Consider the following 21,557-nt stretch of genomic DNA (forward strand, 5'->3'; position numbering starts at 1 on the left):
CCAACGAAGTCCTTTTCGTTCACCTTGCACCCATTATAAGGTAGGCTCAATACAATAGCCACATGCATAAGAATTCCACAAAACCCCCGTTATCAGCCCCTAGCGCACCAGATTCCATGGATCGCCGCAGACTTCTCGGTCTAGGTATTGGGGTGGGCGCCCTTGTTGGAGGTGCAAGTCTAAGCTCCTGCAGCCTCATTGGGAGCAAGAAACCAGTTGTGGGTTTAGTTCTAGGGGCTGGAGCAGCCAGAGGCTTTGCCCATGTGGGCGTGATTAAGGCGCTTGAAGCCCAGGGCATCAGGCCGGATATCGTAGTTGGCAGTAGCGCGGGCAGCGTCATCGCCGCCCTGCTAGCCTCGGGTGCCACTGGTAATGATCTCAATCGTCTTGCTTTGAACTTGGACGAGGCCACGATTGCTGACTGGGGGCTTCCCTTTGCTGGTCGCTTTGGGGGGCTGATTAAGGGAGATGCACTTCAAAACATGGTCAATCGGGAAGTGCAAAACAAATCCATTGAACAAATGCGCATTCCCCTAGGAATTGTTGCTACCGAATTACAGTCTGGCAAAGGTGTTTTATTCAGATCCGGAAATACAGGTCTTGCAGTGCGCGCATCTTGTAGCGTGCCTGGAGTATTTCAGCCGGCCATCATCAGCGGCAAAGAATATGTCGACGGCGGTTTAGTTGCACCAGTACCAGTGAGCTATGCAAGGCAGATGGGCGCGACACTAGTCATTGCAGTCAACATCTCTTCAGAACCCGTTCATCAAGATGCCAGCGGAACGTTTGGCATCCTCCAGCAAACTATCTCCATTATGCAAAGAAGCATTAATCAGTACGAACTGAAAAGCGCTGACATTGCGATTCAACCGCACTTAAAACAAATGAGTAGCGGTGATTTCAAATCCAGAAATGCTGCAATTCTTGCTGGCGAAGTTGCAACGCAAGAGCAAATGGGGTTGATTAAAGAAAAGCTGAGAGGCTAATAGCCATAAACCTGAAGGGCCAAAGCCTTCAGGCGCCTTAGTTAAAGGCTGCGCGACTTACGCTTGAGGTTTTTAACTTCGTTAAGAAGCTCTTGACGCTCAGCGTCATCGAGATTGTCGCTGCCGTCTAAACGACGTGCGCCATCAAAACGTTTATCCCAATAAAGACTGCCGAGATCATCGACACGAACATTCGTACCTTTAGAAGGCGAATGAATGAACTTGTTATCACCCACGTAAATACCAACGTGAGAAAAAGTTAAGCGCATGGTGTTGAAGAAAACCAAATCGCCGGGTTGCAACTCATCACGATTGATAGGTTTGCCAACACGACTCATTTGCGTAGATTTGCGTGGCAATAAAAATCCGAGCTTGTCTTTAAAGACATAGCCAACAAAACTGCTACCGTCTAATCCCGACTGAGGCAACTCAGCATCCCAGCGATAGCGCACACCAACGACTTCCATGGCGCGATTAATAAGTTCTTCTGATTTACCGGTTACGGTATCTGCCAAGCGATCTGAAACGCGCGCGATATAAGACCTACCCGCCTGGAACATACTCTCCTTAGGCACCACAGCATCAGAGGATGCTTCGACCACAGGATCAGCAGCTTGGGCGGAGATGCAAATGAAAACGCCCAGACCTAAGCCTAGGAGTTTAGTAAGCAGCGCTTTTTTCAGTGACATCGAACCAGTTTAACAAAGAACCCTCAATTAACCAAGTACTGAGTCTAGAGATAAGTCTTTGTTTATAAAGATAAATTTGTCTTAAATAGGGGCAAATGCACCAATTTAGCCCATTTGAGAGGGGTTTTCGCCCTCCTCTAGCCCTGCCTTAAGTCAGCTCGGCGGCTGCAAAAAGCTCTTTGGTATAGACCTGACGAGGGTGCTTAATGAGGGTTTCGGTATCCCCGAACTCCACCACCTTGCCACCCTTGAGGACCATCACCTCATGCGACATTGCTCTGATTACTGCCAAATCGTGACTAATCATCAAATAAGCCAGGTTGTATTTTTTCTGCAGCTCGGTCAGCAAGGCCAGCACCTGCTTCTGAATAGATACATCCAACGCAGAAGTGGGTTCGTCTAAAACTAATATTTGCGGCCGCAAAATGAGTGCGCGCGCAATCGCAATGCGTTGACGCTGACCACCAGAAAATTCATGGGGGTATCGCAGAAGTGCCGAGCGATCTAAACCTACCTCTTTGAGCATATCGACTACGCGAGACTCTCTTTCCGCAGCAGACAAATTTGGAAAGTGCACATCCAAACCTTCGGAAACAATTTGCAACACATTCATGCGGGGCGATAGTGAGCCAAACGGATCCTGAAAAATAACCTGCAAGCTAGAGCGCATTGCACGTCGTTCAACAGGCTTGAGTTTTTGCCAATCACTACCCAGCACATCAACATCACCAGTCACTTCTGCTGCTGAATCCCCCAATAGACCGAGGACGGCCATACCTAAAGTGGTCTTGCCAGAGCCTGACTCACCGATCACGCCAATCGTTTGTCCTTGCTTTAGCGCAAAACTCACTTTTTTAAGGACCTTATGAGACGGAGCCTTTTTAAGCCAAGAGGTGGACTCAGAGCTTGGGTAAGCAACCGATAACTCTTCAGTTTTCAGCAGCACTGGGGCTAATGGCATAAGCGGTGCCAAGTCACGAACGGGTTCACTATTGACTAAGGCGCGGGTGTACGGATCTTCTGGATGCTCAAAGACCTGTTTAGTAGGGCCGGTTTCCATCAAGACGCCTTGATTGAGAACTGCCACTCGCTGCGCAAAATGTTTCACCATGTTCAGATCATGCGTAATTAACAGAATACCCATGCCGCCATCGCTTTTAGATTCTTCTTGCAGCTCTTTTAATAAATCCAAAATCTGCAAACGCAAACTCACATCCAATGCCGTAGTCGGCTCATCCGCAATGAGAAGTCTTGGCTTACATGCCAGCGCCATTGCAATCATGGCGCGCTGTCTTTGACCACCGGAAAGCTGATGGGGATAGGAGTGAAAGCGACGTTCAGGCTCCGGGATGCCGGTCTTACGAAGCAAATCAATCGCAGCATCAATCGAATCCGCCTTAGAAATTAAAGGCTGATAGATTTGTACCGCTTCGATAATTTGATTGCCTACAGTAAACAATGGGTTTAGCGCAGTCATGGGCTCCTGAAATACCATGGCGATTTCACGACCACGAATTTCCCGAATATCTTGTATCGACATTGAGAGCAAATCGACTGTGCCCTTCCCGTCTTTCTTGTTCCACAGAATCTTTCCGGAAACTTTGGCGCCTTCAGGCTCAAGTCTCAATGGCGCCAATGCAGTCAGCGTCTTGCCTGAACCCGACTCCCCTACCAGTGCAACCCGCTCACCGATACCAACCTCTAAATCGAGATGGTTGACGGCAAACTTTTCACGGCGACCCGTCCCAAAAGAGATGCTAAGGTCCTCATAACGTAGCAGACTCATGAGCGACCTCCGTTCATTACGCCAGCTTTGCGTGAATCAAAAGCATTGCGTAATGCTTCGCCCATAAAGGTTAATAGCAACAAGGTTGCCACCAAGACCACAAAAGTCGATAAGGAAATCCACCAAGCATCTAGATTGCTTTTTCCTTGAGAGAGCAGCTCCCCAAGACTTGGCGTGCCTGGGGGAACACCTAAGCCCAAGAAGTCCAGGCTTGTCAAAGACAAAATGGCGGCACTCATGCGGAAAGGTAAAAAAGTAATCACTGGCGTCAAGCTATTAGGCAAAATGTGACGCCACATGATTTGCACATTCGTCAGGCCCAACGCTCTTGCGGCCCTCACATACTCTAAAGCGCGATTGCGGAAAAATTCTGCTCGTACGTAATCCGATAAGCCCATCCATCCGAAGGCTGCTAACAAAATAATCAGCAAGGAAACGCTGGGATTAAAGATTGAGGCAAAAATAATCAACAGATAAAGCTCGGGCATAGCCGACCAGATTTCGATAATGCGTTGCGAGACTAGGTCAAACTTGCCACCAAAAAATCCCATTAAAGATCCCGTGATGATGCCCACACTCACCCCAACAATCGTGAGCGCCAAACCAAAGAGGATGGACAGACGGAAGCCATAAATTAAGCGCGCCAGAACATCACGCCCGCGATCATCAGTTCCTAACCAGTTCTCCCAAGAGGGTGGAGCTGGATTTGGCACTTGAGAAAAATAATTTAGCGTCTCGTAGCTATAGTGAACTGGCGGATAGATTGCCCAATTTCCATTGCTAGTAATGTTCTGACGAATATCCGGGTCCAAGAAATCTGTAGGCGTAGAGAAATCTCCACCAAAAACCGTTTCTGGCTGGCTCTTAATAATCGGGAAATAAAAATGGCCTTCATAACGCACCACTAAAGGTTTGTCATTTGCAATTAGCTCGGCGCACATTGATAAACCAAAGAGCACCATGAAGATCCATAGGCTCGCATAACCCATGCGACTATTTTTAAAGCGCTGCCAACGACTCATGAGCCCCCTCCTGCACCAAACTGAATGCGTGGGTCTACATAAACGTAGCAAAGATCTGAAATTAATTTAGTGAACAGACCAATCAAGGTGAATAAATACAGAGTGCCAAAGACTACTGGGTAATCGCGACGCATCACGGACTCATAGGAGAGCAGACCAAGCCCATCAAGAGAAAACAGCGTCTCGATCAATAGTGACCCAGTGAAAAATGCCCCAATAAATGCTGCCGGGAAACCAGTTACCAACGGCAAGAGTGCATTACGAAATACATGCTTCCATAGAACCTGCTTCTCAGTAAGCCCTTTAGCTCTTGCGGTCAGAACGTATTGTTTGCGAATCTCTTCCAAGAAAGAATTTTTCGTAAGCATTGTCACTACCGCAAAGCTGCCGAGAACAGACGCAGTAATTGGCAGCACCAAATGCCATAAGTAATCCATGACTTTGCCAATCAAACTGAGATCGCTCCAGTTATCCGAAGTCAGTCCTCGCAGCGGAAATATCTGTAAGAAACTACCTCCGCCAAACACCACCAGCAATAAGACTCCAAGCACAAACCCTGGAATGGCATAACCCACCAGAATCATGCTGCTCGTGATTGCATCAAAGCGTGAGCCATCGCGTACGGCCTTTGCAATACCCAAAGGAATGGATACCAAATAAGTAATAAAGAAGGTCCACAAGCCAATGCTGATGGACACCGGCAATTTAGAAACTACCAATCGCCATACGCTCTCATGCTGGTAATAGCTTTGACCCAAATCGAATCTAGCAAAACGCCCCAACATCATGAAATAACGCTCTAAGGGTGGCTTGTCAAAACCATACAGCGCTTTAACTTCTTCTAAGCGCTGCGCATCGACACCTTGTCGACCGCGATAAGTTGAACCAGAGCCGGAAGATTCAGAGCCACCAGTTGCGGCACTGCCTTTACCTTTTAACTCAAGCACCATTTGCTCTACGGGACCACCTGGAACAAATTGCACCACCGCAAAGGTGAGAGTTAGCACGCCCAAGATGGTAGGAATCATCAAGAGCAAACGTTTGAAAATATAGGCGCGCATTTGACCTTGCATTATTTAGCCTCTTCTTTCCACCAATTTTGCATGATCCATGCTTCAGCTGAGTAATACAAAGGAGGCTCTGGATAGCGCATCTCGTGACGGAAGGCAACGCGATGCGTCGGGTTGTACCACTGAGGAACAACGTAATAACTATTCCACAAGACTCTATCTAACGCCCTAGTCGCCGTTCTTAACTGATCACGATTTTGTGCCTTGGTGATTTCATCAATCAAGGCGTCCACTACCGGTGATTGCACACCAATCACATTGTCAGATCCTTTTTCTTTGGCGGCTTGACTGCCAAAGCGATCCCAAAGCTCATTGCCAGGGTTTTGGGAATCCTGGAAACGTACTGTGGTCATATCAAAGTCGTACTCATTCATGCGCTTCTGATGCAGGGCAAAGTCGCTTGTACGAATGTCAACCTGCACACCTAACTTTTCTAAATTGCGCACATAAGCAGAAATGACTCTCAAGAAAAATCCACCGTCTTCGACTATCTCAAAACGGAACGGTTCGCCCTTCTCATTACGCAATGCACCGTCGCGATATTGCCAACCAGCATGCATCAGTAATTCGCGCGCTTTCTTCAGGTTTTGACGCAAGCTGGCTGGTGACTTTGTAGATGGTGCAGCAGGCATAGGACCAAAGACAGCGTCAGGAACCCACTGAGGGTATTTCGCTTTTAAAGGCTTGAGTAACTTTAATTCTGCCTCAGTAGGTTTGCGTGGACCATCAAAATTGGCGCTTAAATCGCTGTTAGTGAAATAACTATTAATGCGACTGTATTGATCAAAAAATATTTGGCGATTGAGCCATTCAAAATCTAGCGCATAACCTAAAGCCTCACGCACACGTGCATCTTTAAAGATGGGGCGGCGTACGTTCATGGCAAAGCCTTGCATGCCAGCGCCATTGTGATTTAAGAATGCTTTCTTTAGCAGAATGCCCTTATCGAACTTGGAGCCCACATAACCCTTGGCCCAGATCTTGGCGCGATACTCGACTAGAGCATCAAACTCCCCTGCCTTAAAGGCTTCCAACCTAACAGCATCATCGCTATAGAGCTTGTACAAAACGCGGTCAAAGTTATAGAAGCCAACACGGACATTGAGTGGCTTGCTCAGTTGATCAACCCAATAGTTTGGATTCTTTTTGTAGACGATCGACTTGCCAGCTTTAAAAGATTCAATTAAATACGGGCCGCTACCAATAGGAGGCTCAAAAGCCAGCTTCTCAAATGGGATGATGGTGCCATCAGCTTGCTTACCCCAGTTGCGAGAGAAGACTGGAAATGTTCCCGCCAAAATTGGCAGCTCGGCATTGTCATTCTTAAAATCAAATCGAATGGATCGATCAGACAAAACCACTGCGTCTTTGATATCAGCAAACGTGGTTTTGTAACGCGGATGCGCTTTACCGCTCATCAAAGTATCAAAGCTGTGCTTAACGTCAGCAGCCAATACTGGACTGCCGTCTGAAAATTTTGCCTCTGAGCGAATATGAAAAGTAACTGACTTGCGGTCTTTGGCCACCTGAATATCGTCGGCCAACAATCCATAAATACTGGAGACCTCGTCCGCACTACCCTCGGCTAAGGACTCAAACATAAGCTCAATGCCTGGAGCAGTGATGCCCCTTAGCGTAAATGGATTGAACTTATCAAAACTGGTTCTCTGCCCAGGATTTGGCAAAACCAGAGTTCCGCCACGGGGCGCATTGGGATTGACGTAATCAAAATGGCTAAATCCCTCGGAATACTTAGGCTTTCCGTACTGCGCAATCCCCTGTCCCGCCTGAACTGTATTGGCTCCAAGCCCTACTAGCAGGGCTAGCAGCACGAAATGGGCGATTTGGCGAATGGGTTTTAGGGTAGGCATATATGCAACAATTGTAGATAGCTAATCATATTTGAAGCAAAGGACACAACATGGGCTTTCTCACCGGCAAAAAAATCCTCATTACCGGCCTCCTCTCTAACCGCTCTATCGCCTATGGCATCGCCAAGGCCTGCCACCGTGAAGGCGCTGAACTAGCCTTTACCTACGTAGGTGAGCGCTTTAAGGACCGTATTGTTGATTTTGCAAAAGAATTCAATACCGAACTGATTTTTGACTGTGACGTTGGCAGCGATGAGCAAATCAGCGCCCTTTTCAAGGATTTGGCTAAATCTTGGCCCCAGTTTGATGGTTTTGTTCATGCTATTGGCTTTGCACCACGCGAAGCCATTGCCGGTGATTTTCTGGAAGGTCTTTCACGCGAAGGCTTCAAGATTGCTCACGACATTTCTGCATATAGCTTTCCAGCAATGGCGAAAGAAGCATTGCCAATGTTGCGCGACAAATCTTCATTACTGACTTTGACGTATTTGGGATCAATGAAGAATGTTCCTAACTACAACACCATGGGCTTAGCAAAAGCATCGCTAGAGGCTTCTGTTCGCTACCTCGCCGGTTCAGTTGGCCCTAAAGGCATTCGTGCTAACGGCATCTCTGCTGGCCCAATCAAAACTTTGGCAGCGTCTGGCATCAAAGGCTTTGGCAAAATTTTGGAAGCGGTTGAGCAAACTGCACCACTACGTCGCAACGTCACTATTGATGATGTTGGCAACACGGCTGCATTCTTATTGTCTGACCTCGCCAATGGCATTACCGCTGAAATCATTTATGTCGATAACGGCTTTAGCCAAGTAGTTGGCGGAATGGACGAAGTTTGAGTGTTCCACTACGCGAAGCCCTAAAGTTCTGGGCTAAGCTTGGTTTTATAAGTTTTGGTGGGCCTGCAGGACAAATCGCAGTTCTTCATCAAGAATTAGTTGAAAAGCGTCGCTGGGTTTCTGAGCGGCGCTTTTTACATGCGCTCAATTACTGCATGCTGTTGCCCGGGCCTGAAGCCCAACAGTTGGTAACTTACATTGGTTGGCTCATGCACCGCAGTTGGGGTGGCATTCTGGCGGGCATACTTTTTGTACTGCCTTCTCTATTTATATTAATTGGCTTGTCTTGGGTATATCTCACCTTTGGACAAGTTCCATGGATTGCGGCAATCTTTTTTGGCATTAAACCCGCAGTCACTGCGATCGTATTGCATGCTGCAGTTCGTATTGGTAGGCGCACAATTCATAACCAAGCATTGCAATGGGTTGCGCTAGGATCTTTTCTGGCTATCTTTATTCTGAACTTAGCCTTTCCCATCATCGTTTTGATAGCTGCCGCTATCGGCTACTGGGGTGGCAAACGTTACCCAGAATATTTTCAACAAGGTGGCGGCCATGGCACAAAAGAACTGAAGCAATATGGCAGCGCCATCATTGATGATCACACACCAACGCCTGAGCACGCCAAATTTAGTTATTCAAAAACGATTCGCAATAGCTTGGTTGCATTTGCATGCTGGTTACTTCCAATTGGCGCCCTAATTGGCATCTTTGGTTGGAAAACCTTATTCCCCAACATTGCATGGTTCTTTACAAAAGCAGCCTTACTGACCTTTGGTGGTGCTTATGCCGTGCTTCCTTATGTTTATCAAGGTGCAGTCGATCATTTCCACTGGCTAAGCGCCAATCAAATGATTGATGGATTAGCGCTTGGAGAAACTACACCAGGACCACTCATTATGGTGGTGGCTTTTGTTGGCTACCTCGCTGGCCATATTCAATACCTCATTGGAAATAGCAATCCATTTTGGTTTGGTGTAATTGGCGCCTGCGTTGCTACTTGGTTTACTTTCTTGCCCTCTTTCTTTTTTATCTTAGTGGGCGGACCCTTAATTGAGTCGACTCATGGCAAGCTTGGATTTACTGCACCACTTACCGCCATCACTGCTGCAGTAGTTGGCGTAATTGCCAACTTAGGGTTATTTTTTGCGTATCACGTGTTTTTACCAAGAGGCTTTGGCGGCTCAATCTCATGGATATCGATTCTGATCTGCGCTTTGGCTGGTTTAGCCTTATTTAAGTTTCAAAAAGGCGTTCTCTCGGTATTAGGTGGATCAGCCTTGGCTGGATTGCTCTTTTATTGCATCTCTGTTTTGATGGGATGAGTTTTCCTACAAGATTGGCATAATGGAATGTATGCGAATCGAACCTCAAACCATTACCCACCTACAAGAATGGCTTGGTAAAACCGAGTCTTTTCAAGACACCGTCACAGCCGCCCCAGTGCGCGCCCTGTCGGCAACCTTAGATCGTAATGATCCCTCACCTCAGAAGGGTTCTTTCCTTCCTGAGTTATGGCATTGGCTGTATTTCTTGCCTCACGCTCGAGAATCTGAGATTGGTCCTGACGGCCACCCAAAACGCGGTGGATTTCTGCCGCCAGTTCCACTCCCTCGTCGCATGTGGGCAGGCAGCCGTATTGAATGGTTACAACCACTCACCGTAGGTGACGAGATTGAACGTGTCTCCACAATTAAATCAGTGACCCATAAAGCGGGCCGCACTGGTGATTTGATTTTTGTATTGGTCAATCATCAGATCTCCAACCAAAATGGTCTGGCCATTATTGAAGAGCATGACATTGTGTATCGCGATGCGCCAGGCCCTGACGACAAACCCGTAGCACCTACTCCAGCACCTACCGATGCCAAATGGAACAAAACAATTACCCCAGATGATGTGCTGCTGTTTCGCTATTCAGCGCTCACCTTTAATGGTCACCGCATTCATTACGATCGCAAATACGTTACTGAAGTTGAAGGCTATCCAGGCTTAATCGTACATGGCCCGCTGATTGCCACGATGCTAGTTGATCTGGTGCGTCAAAGCATTCCAGGCTGCAAGCTCAAAAGTTTTGAGTTCCGCGCTATTCGCCCTACTTTTGATATCAATATTTTCAAAGTCAATGCCAAACCTGATTTAGATAAGGATCCAAGCGGAAAAACTATCTCCATTTGGGCGCAAGATCATGAAGGTTGGCTCACGATGCAAGCTACTGCAGTTTTGGCGTAATTCAGAAAAGATATTTATGACTACTGAACACTTATCTCGTGAATTAGCCAGCTTTGCAGCCAAGCTTCAGGCCAAAGATATTCCCAATGAGGTAATGAACCGCGCTGAAGATTTATTGGTTGATTGGTTTGGCTCGGCGATTGCTGGCAAAGGCTCTCGCCCTGTTGAACTCATTACCCAATTTGCACAAAACATGGGTGGCTTTGATGCAGTACATACTGGCCCATCAGAAGTATTGGTAACACGCAAGACTTCTAGTCCGTTCTTGGCGGCAATGGCTAATGCAGCCGCATCGCATGTCGCAGAACAAGATGATGTTCATAACGGCTCAGTCTTCCATCCGGCAACAGTAGTGTTTCCACCTGTTCTAGCTTGCGCTCAAGCTGTTGGCGCTTCTGGTGAAGATGTATTGGTTGCTGCCATCGCCGGTTATGAAGTAGGTATTCGGGTTGGCGAATTCTTAGGTCGCTCTCACTACAAGGTATTTCACACCACTGGCACTGCAGGCACAATAGCCGCTGCTGCAGCGGTTGGGAGACTTCTTAAGCTCACCCCAGAACAAATGCTCAACGCTTTTGGTTCTGCAGGCACTCAATCAGCTGGCCTTTGGGAATTCTTGCGTGATGCTGCGGACTCCAAGCAACTGCATACCGCACATGCAGCCTCAACTGGATTGATGTCTGCCTATATTGCTCAAGCAGGCTTTACTGGTGCCCAACATATATTAGAGGGCAAGCAAGGTTTGGCAGCAGGCATGTCTAGCGATAGTGATCCAAGCAAATTGGTAGATCGCTTAGGCAGTCGCTGGGCTTTAGCAGAAACCAGTTTTAAGTATTACGCCTCATGCCGTCACACCCATCCCGCTGCTGATGCCTTATTGCAAGTGATGCTCACAAACAAACTTACCCCGAGTGATATTGCCAAGGTAGAAACCTTGGTTCATCAAGGTGCTATTGACGTTTTGGGTCCAGTGACCGATCCAGCCACCGTACATCAATCAAAGTTCTCGATGGGTACCGTACTAGCCCTGGTGGCTCACTACCAATTTGCTGGACTGCAAGAATTTGATCAGCACTTCCACGATGATGAGATCTGCAGTTTCCGCGAACGGGTATCCATGACACTAGACCCCGAAGTAGATGGCGCTTACCCACAGCGCTGGATCGGCAAAGTAAAGGTGCACTTAAACAATGGCCAGATTTTGGATGGTCGCGTTGATGAACCCAAAGGCGATCCTGGCAATACCCTCTCTCGCGCAGAAATTACCGATAAGGCGATGCGTCTTGCCGCCTTTAGCAATGGTGCTACCCCAGCAGAAATGAGCAAAGCAATTGATCTCTTGTGGAATGTCCGCAAACAAGCCAAGATAGGCTTTTTACTCCCCTCTAACTAAGTCAGCGACTTTCATATGAATCCACTTGATACGCCATTGGGCTTTAGCACCAATTTTCTGTTTGTACCTGGGACTCGCCCAGAGCGCTTTGCCAAGGCCTTAGATAGTGGCGCTAGTGGCGTCGTATTGGATCTAGAAGACGCAGTGGCAGAAGAAGATAAAGAATCTGCACGCAATGCTATTCGCGCTGCATGGCCAAGCTTTACTCCCGAACAAAAGAAACGCCTAGTCATTCGCACAAATTCTCCTGGTAGCAAGTTCTACTCAGCTGACTTAATCTTGGCGCAAGAACTGCAGGTTGGCTGCTTACTGATTCCCAAAAGTGAATCACGCGATCAAATTAATGGCGCCGCTTTGATATTGCCTGATACCGCCATCATTCCGATGATAGAAACAGCGATTGGCTTAGACCAACTGAAAGAAATTGCAAACTCCAACCAGGTGATTCGCCTTGCTATAGGAAATTTAGATTTACAAGCTGATCTTGGAATGGTGTGCGACCGCCAAGAAACAGAATTACAAACTGCGCGCTATCAAATTGTGCTGGCATCTCGTCTTGCACAAATTGCCCCTCCTATTGATGGGGTTACACCATCTACCGATGATATTGAGCGCATTACTGATGATGCTGAGCGCGCCAAGCGCATGGGCTTTGGCGGCAAGTTATGCATCCACCCAAAGCAAGTCAGCATTGTTGTTAAAGCCTTTACCCCAACGGAGGAAGAGCTGGCGTGGGCTGCACGGGTTATTGAGGCCGATAAGGCGTCCAAAGGGGGTGCAGTGAAGCTGGATGGCCGCATGATCGATCGACCAGTAGTCTTACTAGCCCAAAGAACCTTGGCAATTACTGGTAAACACTAGGGTTTTTGCGAGACAAATAAGTAACAAAACTGGCAAAATTGGTCTACACAAAAACAAGATGGAGACCAAAGTGAAAATCAAGCAATTCTTATCTTCCGGAATAGTCGCAGCATTGACTGCCGGCGCACTTCTAAGTACTAGTGCGCTCGCACAAAAAGATTGGCCGACTAAATCAATCACACTGATTGTTCCTTTTGCAGCCGGCGGACCAACTGACTCTGTTGCACGCTTAATTGCAGTGCCAATGGGTCAAGCCCTTGGACAAACTGTTGTTGTTGAAAACGTGAATGGTGCTGGCGGAACAATTGCTAGTACTAAAGTTGCACGTGCAGCACCAGATGGCTACACAATCTATTTGCATCATATGGGCATGGCAACTGCTAATGCACTTTATGACAAGCTCCCATACGATCCATTGAGTAACTTTGAATACATTGGCCAAGTAGCTGATGTGCCAATGGTACTTTTGGGTAAAAAAGATTTGCCAGCAAATAACTTCAAAGAGCTCGAAGCCTATATCAAAGCAAATGGCTCTAAAGTAACAATGGCTAATGCTGGCCCTGGCGCTGTTTCACAACTTTGCGGCCTACTCTTTCAGAGTCGCATGGGCGTCAAGCTAACCAACATCCCTTACAAAGGAACTGGCCCTGCTCTGACAGACTTATTGGGCGGTCAGGTTGATTTGCTGTGCGACCAAACCACTCAAACCATTCCCTATATTAAGGATGGTCGTGTGAAAGCCTTCGGTACAACTACTTTAAAACGCTTGCCAGCCATTCCAAATGTACCTACTTTGGATGAGCAGGGCTTAAAAGGCTTTGAAGTCAAAGTTTGGCACGGCATGTACACACCAAAAGGCGTTCCAAAACCAATCTTGGATAAATTGAATGCCGCTTTGAAAAAAGCACTCAATTCTCCTGATGTTAAAAAACGTTTAGAGGATGCCAATATCGATATCGTCTCTCAAGACAAAATGACTCCTACTGGCCTCAAGTCTCATCTTGAAGCTGAAATCAATAAATGGGGTCCAATTATCCGTAAGTCCAATATTCCGGACTAAGCGTAGTTTCTCCAAAGAAAAAGCCAGCTAACTTAGCTGGCTTTTTTGTTATTCAGTGCTGTTATTTACAAGGGTAATTAACCGTAAAAAAGCGCATTAAGGTTTTTGCTGCTTTCTCATTATTGAACTGAGGATTAGTCTTGGACCACGCCAAAAACTTTTGCAAGATCTCATTGCGAGTCTCGCTTCTTTCTCCAAAGCAGATGGCTGGCTTCGCGTCTTGACGACGGTTTGCTAAGTACCCCTGATACACACCCTCTCCAAAACCAAAACAGAAACTGCGGCCTTGTTCGTCATCAGGATTTTTGCAGAGCTCAACAAATGCAGTGGTGCTCGCATCGTCCGCCGGGAGATCCTTCTGCGCAAAAGCACTTGGCACAAAGGAAAGAATGGATGCCGTGAGTATGAATGCTGCTGTTAATGTTTTCATGGTTCTCTTCTCTAAATAATAGTTAACGTCTAAAGCCACCCATATGACCCCCGCCAAATCCACCCATGCGGCCAGCGCCGCCGCCATTAAATCCACTCATGCGACTGCTACCGCCACCATATCCACCGCCGCCAAAGCCGCCCATGTGACCGCCACCATAGCTGCTGGAGCGATCTTGATTTCCATCAAAGCGAGCTTGATCACGCAAAGCGTTTTCTTGAGCGGCCTCACGATAAGCATTGGGATCAGATCTATCCATCTGGGCGTCATTGCGGGCTTCTTGATTTAGTCGGTCCGCTTGATTCCGCTCTTGAGGGGTTGCGTCTTTCTGGAATGCATTATTGGCTCGTTGACCATCCATTCTGGCAGCCTGCCTCTCCCCTGGGGTGGCATTATTTTTCCAATCATTTAGCAAACGTTGCTGGTTAGCGATATTGGCTGGCCCAATAATTGGACGAGACGGTACGCGCCCAGAAGAGTTGATGGTCGTTGAGTTAATCGTGCCGCTATTCCAATTTGGATAGGTCCAAAAACCATCACCAATCATGAAGCCCACACCAAAAGTCATTAGCCCCCAAGCAGGATCATAAATAGGGTATGGCGGATAATCTGAATAAGGCCATGGTCCATAAACAACCGTAGGGTTATAGCTCGGGATGTAAACCACTTTTGTATTGGCCGGACTAATTAAGATGTTTCCGCTTGCGTCGGTAGTAACAGTAATTTGTTTATTCGATTTCAGGGTGCCGGCTTTAATGGCCATTTTTCTAAGATCCTGAACCGCCTTCATGGTATCTGCAGCTTGGAGCTTATAAGCGTTACCTAGATTCTGGGTCCACTGTAACTTGCTACCCATCATGTTGAATGCACTTGGAAATGACATTAGTGATTTCACACTGTCATTCCAGGATTGCGCCTTCAGTGCATTTTGCAGATCATCGCCCTTTAATGCAGCATTACTATTTCGCCAGTTATAGGCTTCAGCCACTTCTAGCGGATAAGTAGAGGCTAGAAGCATTAGTGAGAGCAAAGAATCTGGATAGAGCGCTACTGGCGAAACCAATGACTGCAATTGCTGTGAAGAAATCGTTTGTGGGCCAGCGTTATAGCTTGGATCCTCGTTATAGCCTTGGGGGTAGTAGTCCCCGCTAGATTGATATGGACCAGGATTCATCACACAACCATTGAGCAGAGATCCAAAAGCAAGCGTTGCTAGCGCTAGCAACCCCAGCTTTTTACTCAATATAGGAATACTTGATTGGCTTGTCTGTTTCATATCTGCCTCAGTATGGATTTATTCATAGCGATCTTTTGAAATAACTCACTAGATTCATCTCAATGTACTACTTTACGTTTAATTAGCATTAACCCGGTCTAAATAGATAGCCAGAACGAGCCTTATCACGTCGCCTTCTATACATGGCGCCTATGAAAGCAACTAGCGCCCAAACTGCTAAAAATGGATCTAGTAAGTAGTCCCATAAATTTGCAGACTCATGCCAATGAGCTGCCCAGGCAAGAATGGCTACAGAAATAATCCAAACACCCTTGCTCCATCCAGCAAACCCACAAACCACTGCCACCAAAATCACGGCAATGAAGAAAGCAATAGAGCCGTAGCCCCATCCATATGGGTCAAACATACCAAGCCCTAAGGCTAAGGGATAAAAAATCAATGCAATCAGGGCGATGACAAATTGAAAGCCAATTGGCGTTGGCTTATTTTTTGGCAATAAGGCACTCCAAAGTAAGAGCATGGTTACGACACTGAGATCTCCAACTACACCACGTACATATGCAGCAATAGGCAGCTCAACTGGAAGTCCAAGCGGCCAGAAAAAGAGATTTGTGAGGACCAACACCAAAATCACCTTGGCAATAAAAGGCCACCCCTTCGGAGAGAGCTTTTGCAAAAACCAAATAATCAACACAGCACTAGTGAGCGACATCTCTAACAAGGCAATGGTTTGCATGAGGCTATTCATTAGTTAACCTCCTTAACAACGCTAGCATTGGCATCTGGTTCGCCCGCTGAAAATTGACTAAAAGCGCGTTTCAACCATGCGCCCGAAAAATAACGATGCCGAATCTTTTTGCGATCCCAGGTATATACCAAATGTGCATCATTGCCATCGACAGTAATTAAATACGGATAGGAAAACTCTTTACGTTGCTCATCAGCCAAAGCACCATCATCCTCTAACACCTCAACAGTTTGCCAACGGTCAGATTTAGCATCGCTAATTAAAAGGACCAAGCGATAGCGGCCGGCTTCAATATTGTTTAATACCAGCAAGCGAGCGCCACTATTGAGTGTCAGCCCTGTCACCGCAGAATTTGGATTGGCAATTGGCAAATCCTCTGAAACTTGCCAGGATTGACCTGAGTTCTGGGTGTAGCTCACCGGAATCTGTTTGGGCTTTCCAGAACTGCGTGTTTGCCGAAATACTGCAATGGCATCTTGAGGATCATTCACAAAAAGTAATGGCTGAATCGCACTGCGCCCGGAGCTCATGCGACGCTTATCTATCACTTGGCCAGCATCAATTCTCAAGAATTCCCCAAAGCGCCCTATCCACTCGTGATATGCAGGCAGACCAAGGCGGCCATCAGAAAATTGCACTGCTGGTGATTTAACCAGCGTACTTAAATTAATTAATGGAGAGCTAATCAATCTTTGAGGATTGCTCCAAGTTAACCCTTCATCATCAGAAACAATTGAGGAGATTGAACTTCCAGCCCATCCACCAATAGAGACAGTGACAAAGAAAAGTTGTAAGCGTCCATCAGCCAGTCTGGTCGGCACAGGATTGCCTAATTTAGCAATGTAGCGAGATAACCCTTTTTCAGCACTAATGCGATCCATCGCCACAGTGGGGGCGCTCCATTGATTGGCTTTTGGGTCAAAAACAGCGCTATAGATAGCCACATCAGCAGCACCCTCGCGACTGCCAGCAAACCAAAAAGCACGAATTGCGCCATCTTTCAGGGCGATCAGTGAGGCAGCATGAACAGATGCGGCGCCGGTATCTGGCAACCATGTTGCTATCGGATTGGCAATGCTAGGCTTGCTGGCTAGCTTTGCTTTTGGTGGCAAGACTTGCTCAGCTTCTTCAACCGGATTGCCTGCAGTAACGGTAAACGGCGCCCAAACTGGACGACTATCGATATGCAAGAACCCAGTCACACTTGCAAGCAATAAAAAACAAAAGGCTATGACACGACTCATCTACAAACATCCTTGATATTGGAAAGCTCTGGAATACTCGCTGGAGTAGAAACCAGATACTCAATCACAAATAGATGTTTCCCTATTTGCCCTTTAAACATTTCTACAATCTCTTCATTGGAGTGGCGAGCCCGCATCTCCATTCTTTGGCCGATGATTTGGCAAGATTCACATAATTCTGGCGCAACTCCCAAGGGGGTCTGCACTGCTACAAGAGGGTAAGCAGTTGTGAGTCCGTTGATATCGCCAGCATCTTTGGCTAGATACCCGTGCAACTTTGCTCCAGGCATCAGCAACCTGTACTCTTCGTCTTTAGCGCGATAGTCACAGGGAATCCAAACATCTTTACCTTGGAGCTGAGCAATGGATGCTGAAGAAAAGTGTCCTAAGCGCCCCTCTAGAGGCGCCAAGCTACTGGTTAAAGCGCAATACACTACAAAACATCCCGCCAATGAGACAGTCTTAGTGAGGTTTGGTCTAACCAATCCCGCCAAGACAATCATCAATCCTGCGGCCATGAGGATCCAATGACAATATGAGTAGATCCAGGCTCCAGCCCCCTCAATGAATGGCATGAGCTGTAGGTTGACGCCAATCCAAAGAAGTAGTGATAGCACTATCAATTGCAACGCCAAGGCAATCCGGAAACCCCATAAAGGTAACTTTTCCCAATACAAAGCAATCAATGCGGCGAGTGCTGGCATTACTGGCAATAAGTAACGACCAGAGCGTTGGCTTGGCAAACTAAAGACCAACAAGAATGCGCCAACCAATAACAACAAGAGTACTTCTTCAAAAGATAAAAAGCGTCGGCCACGCCAGCATTGCACTAATGTTGATATCAATACAAAACTAAATAGACCTGCATTTGCAATCGTGGTGATGAGCAACAACCAGATGCTGTCACCACCGCGAATGAAATCCATTAAATAATTAGTCTGGCGTGCAGCAAACTTGCCGGCATTTTCGCCTAGAATGAATTCACTCCAAATCGCCTCTGGATAAGGGTCCAAGGCAAACCAAAGCGCAAAGACTCCTAAAGCTAAAACACATACAAGAATGACTTTATAGAGATCTCGCACTAAAACTTTCGGGATACTCCACTCTTGCCAACGCCAGTAATACAGACCCAAGGCAAATGATGCGGGAACAATGTAAGCAAAAGACTTGGCTAATAAGGCTAATCCGAAACAGATGCCAGAAAAAATAGGAAAAAAGAGTTTTGATTCAAATGCACTTCTGCCCCAATATAAAAGTGCGAAGAATGGCAGAGTAATCCAAAAGACTTCAGGGGGGTCAGTTAAGAACGGGCGGCCATAACGATAGGTCGCAAAAAAAGATAACCAAATTAAACTAGCCAGAATTCCAGTTTGCGTCTTGCCGCTAAATCGACGCACAGCTAGGAATAAGAAAAATGCGGTGAGGCCGGTATAGAGAACGCTAGGCCAACGAAGATTTGCCAAGGTCCATTCACTCGCCCAGCCAGTGCTCGCAATGCCCTGCCAAAAAATGAGTGGTGGCTTGGTATTTTTAATGCCGTCCATTTGAGACTGTAGGGGCAGCCAGTTGCCAGCATCCGCCGTCATCCGAACAATGTGCATATACGGATACTCATCGCCATTTTTAGGGGCAAATCGACTATCCAGGCCGTATAGGTAGGTAAATACACCTAAAAGCAGTATGAATAAGGCGGAACGGTATGAAAATGAAGCTCGCATACCTATAGTTTATAGGCCTTACAAGAAGTTCCTGCAAAACTCAATACACCCTCATTTTCTAATGAGCTTATAAAAAATGAATCTGTAAGAAGCGTCACTTTTCAGGAAGATTTTGATTAAGATGCTGGTATAGAAGAATGTAGTCAATTACCCAGAAATATTGCCAACGGAGATAGCCCTTATGCGAGCAAAGTATTTAAAACCCGCAATCCTAGCGACGATTTATATCGGCTTAAGCCAGTGGAGCACATTTGCCCTTGCGCAAAATGCGGACGCAAGTAACTTATACAAACGCGGTCTTGCTGCAACCTGTGCCAACTGCCATGGAACTGATGGCAAAGGCGTAGTAGATGGGGGCATGCCCTTGATCAACGGTCTGACGAGCGAGCAAATGCTTACCCAGTTAAAAGCATTTAAATCTGGTGCACGCGAAGGCACCATCATGCCGCAGCTAGCCAAAGGCTACTCTGACGAGCAACTCGAAATCATCGCCAATCAACTTGGCAAAAAATAATAAAGGAGCACATCATGGATCGTCGACACTTTATTGGTAATAGCGCGGCTGCGCTTGGCTTGCTGGCTGGCTTCTCAGGCCAAGCTCGTGCCAATTTACAGAAAGCAGAAATTCTTGTTATTGGCGGTGGTTACGGTGGCGCAACTGCCGCTAAGTACCTGCGCCTCTTCTCTAACAACACCGCCAAAGTCACGCTGATTGAGCCAAACGCATCGTTTGTGTCTTGCCCACTCTCGAATTTAGTAGTTGGCGGCTCACGCACACTTTCAGAAATCACTACGCCTTACGACAATCTGAGCAAGCGACATGGCGTAAAGATTATTCAAGATAGCGTTGCCAGCATTGATACAGACAAAAAAACTGTCAAGCTTGCGTCTGGAAAAACTTTGCGTTACGACAAGGCTGTTGTTTCACCTGGTGTTACCTTGATGATGAATAGCATTGAAGGTTTGGCGCAAGCAAATAAAGCAGGCGTTACTTTGCAAGCCTGGAAGGCAGGGCCTGAAACAGTAGCACTTCATAAGCAATTGGCGTCTATGCGAGATGGCGGAACTTTTGCCATTAGCATCCCAGAAGCCCCGTATCGCTGCCCTCCTGGACCGTATGAGCGCGCTTGCCAGGTTGCCAACTACCTAAAGCAAAACAAGCCCAAATCTAAGGTGTTGATTTTGGACGCAAACCAGGATGTCACATCTAAGGGCGCTCTTTTCAAAAAAGTCTGGGCCGAGCAATACGCAGGAATGATTGAGTACTTACCTAAGTACAACGTCACTGCAGTTGATGCAAAGACCAAAACCGTTAAGTTTGAAGTACAAGATGACATCAAAGCAGACGTTTTAAATTTATTGCCTGCAATGAGCGCCGGAGAAATCGCCGTTAAAACCGGTTTAGCAAATGCTAATGGTCGCTGGGTCAATGTGAACTTCCTCAATTTTGAATCCACAGCACAGAAAGATATTCACGTGCTCGGCGATTCCATTCAAATTGCACCTGCCATGCCCAAGTCTGGACACATGGCAAATCAACATGCAAAAGTAGCTGCCGCTGCTATTGTGGCGGAACTCAGTGGTTGGGAAATTAATCCAGCTCCAGTTCTCACCAATACCTGCTACAGCTTTGTGAATGAAAAGGAAGTGGTTCATGTGGCCAGCGTTCACCAATACAACGCTGCTGAGAAAACCTTTAAAACGGTTCCTGGATCTGGAGGTCTATCTCCGGCACCATCCACGCTAGAAGGGGTCTATGCATGGGGTTGGGCTCACAATATCTGGGCAGACAGCCTGGGTTGACCTAAGTCAATTCTTCCCAAAAAAAACAGGCCATAGTGCCTCTTTTTTGTTTACATGAGCAGATAGATACCTATACTGGGTAAAACACATCAGAAAACTGGAGACTTCATGAATATGACCCCAACATCCCCCAAAGATGCATCCAAGTTAGAGGATGCCATTGAAAAATGGACGGTGCCTATTGGAAACCTATTTGTATCCCTCTTTCACCGCATTGCTCTTTTTGGAATTGGGGCAGCAACCGTATGGTCAGCTGCAGTTGCCTTCTTAGGAATGGTAAGCAAAGGTTCTGCATCTATTGAAGACTTACTCTTGCTATTTATCTACCTGGAGATTGGTGCGATGGTTGGCATCTACTTCAAAACCAACCATATGCCTGTGCGCTTTTTGATCTACGTTGCCATCACAGCAGTAACGCGGCTCATCATTGATCTTGTCAATACAAAACATGAAGCGGATATGGCTATCTTATTCATGGGCATTACCATTCTTGTGCTTGCTTTGGCAAATGCAGTGGTACGTTACGCCTCCTTCAAATACCCCAGCAGAACAGGCGACAACGAATAAAGCC

The 21,557-nt window shown here is 46.9% G+C and carries 20 protein-coding genes; 10 read left to right on the plus strand and 10 right to left on the minus strand.

Annotated elements, in window-relative coordinates; genetic code table 11:
• The first annotated feature begins 62 nt into the window (after window positions 1-62).
• The gene (locus C2745_RS06215; protein ID WP_215383513.1) at window positions 63-986 is read left to right on the plus strand and encodes a patatin-like phospholipase family protein; all 924 of its coding nucleotides are present in this window, start codon (window positions 63-65) and stop codon (window positions 984-986) included.
• 41 nt (window positions 987-1,027) lie between these two features.
• On the opposite strand, the gene C2745_RS06220 is transcribed toward C2745_RS06215, so the two are convergent.
• The 5 genes from C2745_RS06220 to C2745_RS06240 form a co-directional block, all read right to left on the minus strand.
• Entirely contained in the window at window positions 1,028-1,675 is a 648-nt protein-coding gene (locus C2745_RS06220) for a C40 family peptidase (protein ID WP_215383514.1), read from the minus strand.
• Between the two features lie 148 nt (window positions 1,676-1,823).
• Window positions 1,824-3,461 (minus strand): ABC transporter ATP-binding protein, encoded by a 1,638-nt coding sequence (locus C2745_RS06225; protein WP_215383515.1) that lies wholly within the window; start codon window positions 3,459-3,461, stop codon window positions 1,824-1,826.
• Entirely contained in the window at window positions 3,458-4,483 is a 1,026-nt protein-coding gene (locus C2745_RS06230) for an ABC transporter permease (protein WP_215383516.1), read from the minus strand. The genes C2745_RS06225 and C2745_RS06230 overlap by 4 nt, the downstream gene beginning before the upstream one ends.
• Window positions 4,480-5,544 (minus strand): microcin C ABC transporter permease YejB, encoded by a 1,065-nt coding sequence (locus C2745_RS06235; RefSeq protein WP_215385639.1) that lies wholly within the window; start codon window positions 5,542-5,544, stop codon window positions 4,480-4,482. The genes C2745_RS06230 and C2745_RS06235 overlap by 4 nt, the downstream gene beginning before the upstream one ends.
• Before the next feature lie 11 nt (window positions 5,545-5,555).
• On the minus strand, window positions 5,556-7,424 hold the full coding sequence (locus C2745_RS06240; protein WP_215383517.1) for an extracellular solute-binding protein: 1,869 nt from the start codon (window positions 7,422-7,424) through the stop codon (window positions 5,556-5,558).
• A 50-nt stretch (window positions 7,425-7,474) separates the two neighbouring features.
• Between C2745_RS06240 and fabI the strand changes: the two genes are divergently transcribed.
• The 6 genes from fabI to C2745_RS06270 are packed head-to-tail and all read left to right on the plus strand — an operon-like array spanning window position 7,475 to window position 13,806.
• Entirely contained in the window at window positions 7,475-8,260 is a 786-nt protein-coding gene (gene fabI / locus C2745_RS06245; RefSeq protein ID WP_215383518.1) for an enoyl-ACP reductase FabI, read from the plus strand.
• The gene (gene chrA / locus C2745_RS06250; RefSeq protein WP_215383519.1) at window positions 8,257-9,585 is read left to right on the plus strand and encodes a chromate efflux transporter; all 1,329 of its coding nucleotides are present in this window, start codon (window positions 8,257-8,259) and stop codon (window positions 9,583-9,585) included. Before fabI ends, chrA begins: the two co-directional genes overlap by 4 nt.
• A 22-nt stretch (window positions 9,586-9,607) precedes the next feature.
• Window positions 9,608-10,492: a MaoC family dehydratase N-terminal domain-containing protein gene (locus C2745_RS06255; RefSeq protein ID WP_215383520.1), complete on the plus strand. Its 885-nt coding sequence runs from the start codon at window positions 9,608-9,610 to the stop codon at window positions 10,490-10,492.
• A 16-nt stretch (window positions 10,493-10,508) separates the two neighbouring features.
• Entirely contained in the window at window positions 10,509-11,885 is a 1,377-nt protein-coding gene (locus tag C2745_RS06260) for an MmgE/PrpD family protein (protein ID WP_215383521.1), read from the plus strand.
• 15 nt (window positions 11,886-11,900) lie between these two features.
• A complete protein-coding gene (locus C2745_RS06265) occupies window positions 11,901-12,746 on the plus strand; it encodes a CoA ester lyase (protein WP_215383522.1) in 846 nt (281 codons plus the stop codon).
• Between the two features lie 58 nt (window positions 12,747-12,804).
• Window positions 12,805-13,806, plus strand: coding sequence for a tripartite tricarboxylate transporter substrate-binding protein (locus C2745_RS06270; protein WP_215383523.1), 1,002 nt, complete (start codon window positions 12,805-12,807; stop codon window positions 13,804-13,806).
• 61 nt (window positions 13,807-13,867) lie between these two features.
• On the opposite strand, the gene C2745_RS06275 is transcribed toward C2745_RS06270, so the two are convergent.
• The 5 genes from C2745_RS06275 to C2745_RS06295 form a co-directional block, all read right to left on the minus strand.
• On the minus strand, window positions 13,868-14,236 hold the full coding sequence (locus tag C2745_RS06275) for a Rap1a/Tai family immunity protein (protein WP_215383524.1): 369 nt from the start codon (window positions 14,234-14,236) through the stop codon (window positions 13,868-13,870).
• 22 nt (window positions 14,237-14,258) lie between these two features.
• On the minus strand, window positions 14,259-15,512 hold the full coding sequence (locus C2745_RS06280; protein ID WP_215383525.1) for a DUF3300 domain-containing protein: 1,254 nt from the start codon (window positions 15,510-15,512) through the stop codon (window positions 14,259-14,261).
• Window positions 15,513-15,600: 88 nt separating this feature from the next.
• On the minus strand, window positions 15,601-16,221 hold the full coding sequence (locus C2745_RS06285) for a hypothetical protein (RefSeq protein WP_215383526.1): 621 nt from the start codon (window positions 16,219-16,221) through the stop codon (window positions 15,601-15,603).
• Window positions 16,221-17,465 carry an exo-alpha-sialidase gene (locus C2745_RS06290; protein ID WP_215383527.1) on the minus strand — a complete coding sequence of 415 codons (1,245 nt, stop codon included), beginning with the start codon at window positions 17,463-17,465 and terminating at the stop codon, window positions 16,221-16,223. The genes C2745_RS06285 and C2745_RS06290 overlap by 1 nt, the downstream gene beginning before the upstream one ends.
• Window positions 17,462-19,183 carry a glycosyltransferase family 39 protein gene (locus C2745_RS06295; RefSeq protein ID WP_215383528.1) on the minus strand — a complete coding sequence of 574 codons (1,722 nt, stop codon included), beginning with the start codon at window positions 19,181-19,183 and terminating at the stop codon, window positions 17,462-17,464. Before C2745_RS06295 ends, C2745_RS06290 begins: the two co-directional genes overlap by 4 nt.
• A gap of 181 nt (window positions 19,184-19,364) precedes the next feature.
• Between C2745_RS06295 and C2745_RS06300 the strand changes: the two genes are divergently transcribed.
• From C2745_RS06300 to C2745_RS06310, 3 genes are all read left to right on the plus strand, one after another.
• Window positions 19,365-19,697, plus strand: coding sequence for a c-type cytochrome (locus C2745_RS06300; protein ID WP_128112424.1), 333 nt, complete (start codon window positions 19,365-19,367; stop codon window positions 19,695-19,697).
• A 14-nt stretch (window positions 19,698-19,711) separates the two neighbouring features.
• Entirely contained in the window at window positions 19,712-20,986 is a 1,275-nt protein-coding gene (locus C2745_RS06305; protein ID WP_215383529.1) for an NAD(P)/FAD-dependent oxidoreductase, read from the plus strand.
• A gap of 108 nt (window positions 20,987-21,094) precedes the next feature.
• Window positions 21,095-21,553, plus strand: a complete 459-nt coding sequence (locus C2745_RS06310; RefSeq protein WP_215383530.1) for a phosphate-starvation-inducible protein PsiE — start codon at window positions 21,095-21,097, stop codon at window positions 21,551-21,553.
• The last annotated feature ends 4 nt before the right edge of the window (window positions 21,554-21,557 follow it).

The sequence above is a fragment of the Polynucleobacter sp. AP-Kolm-20A-A1 genome (assembly GCF_018688315.1).
GTDB lineage: Bacteria > Pseudomonadota > Gammaproteobacteria > Burkholderiales > Burkholderiaceae > Polynucleobacter.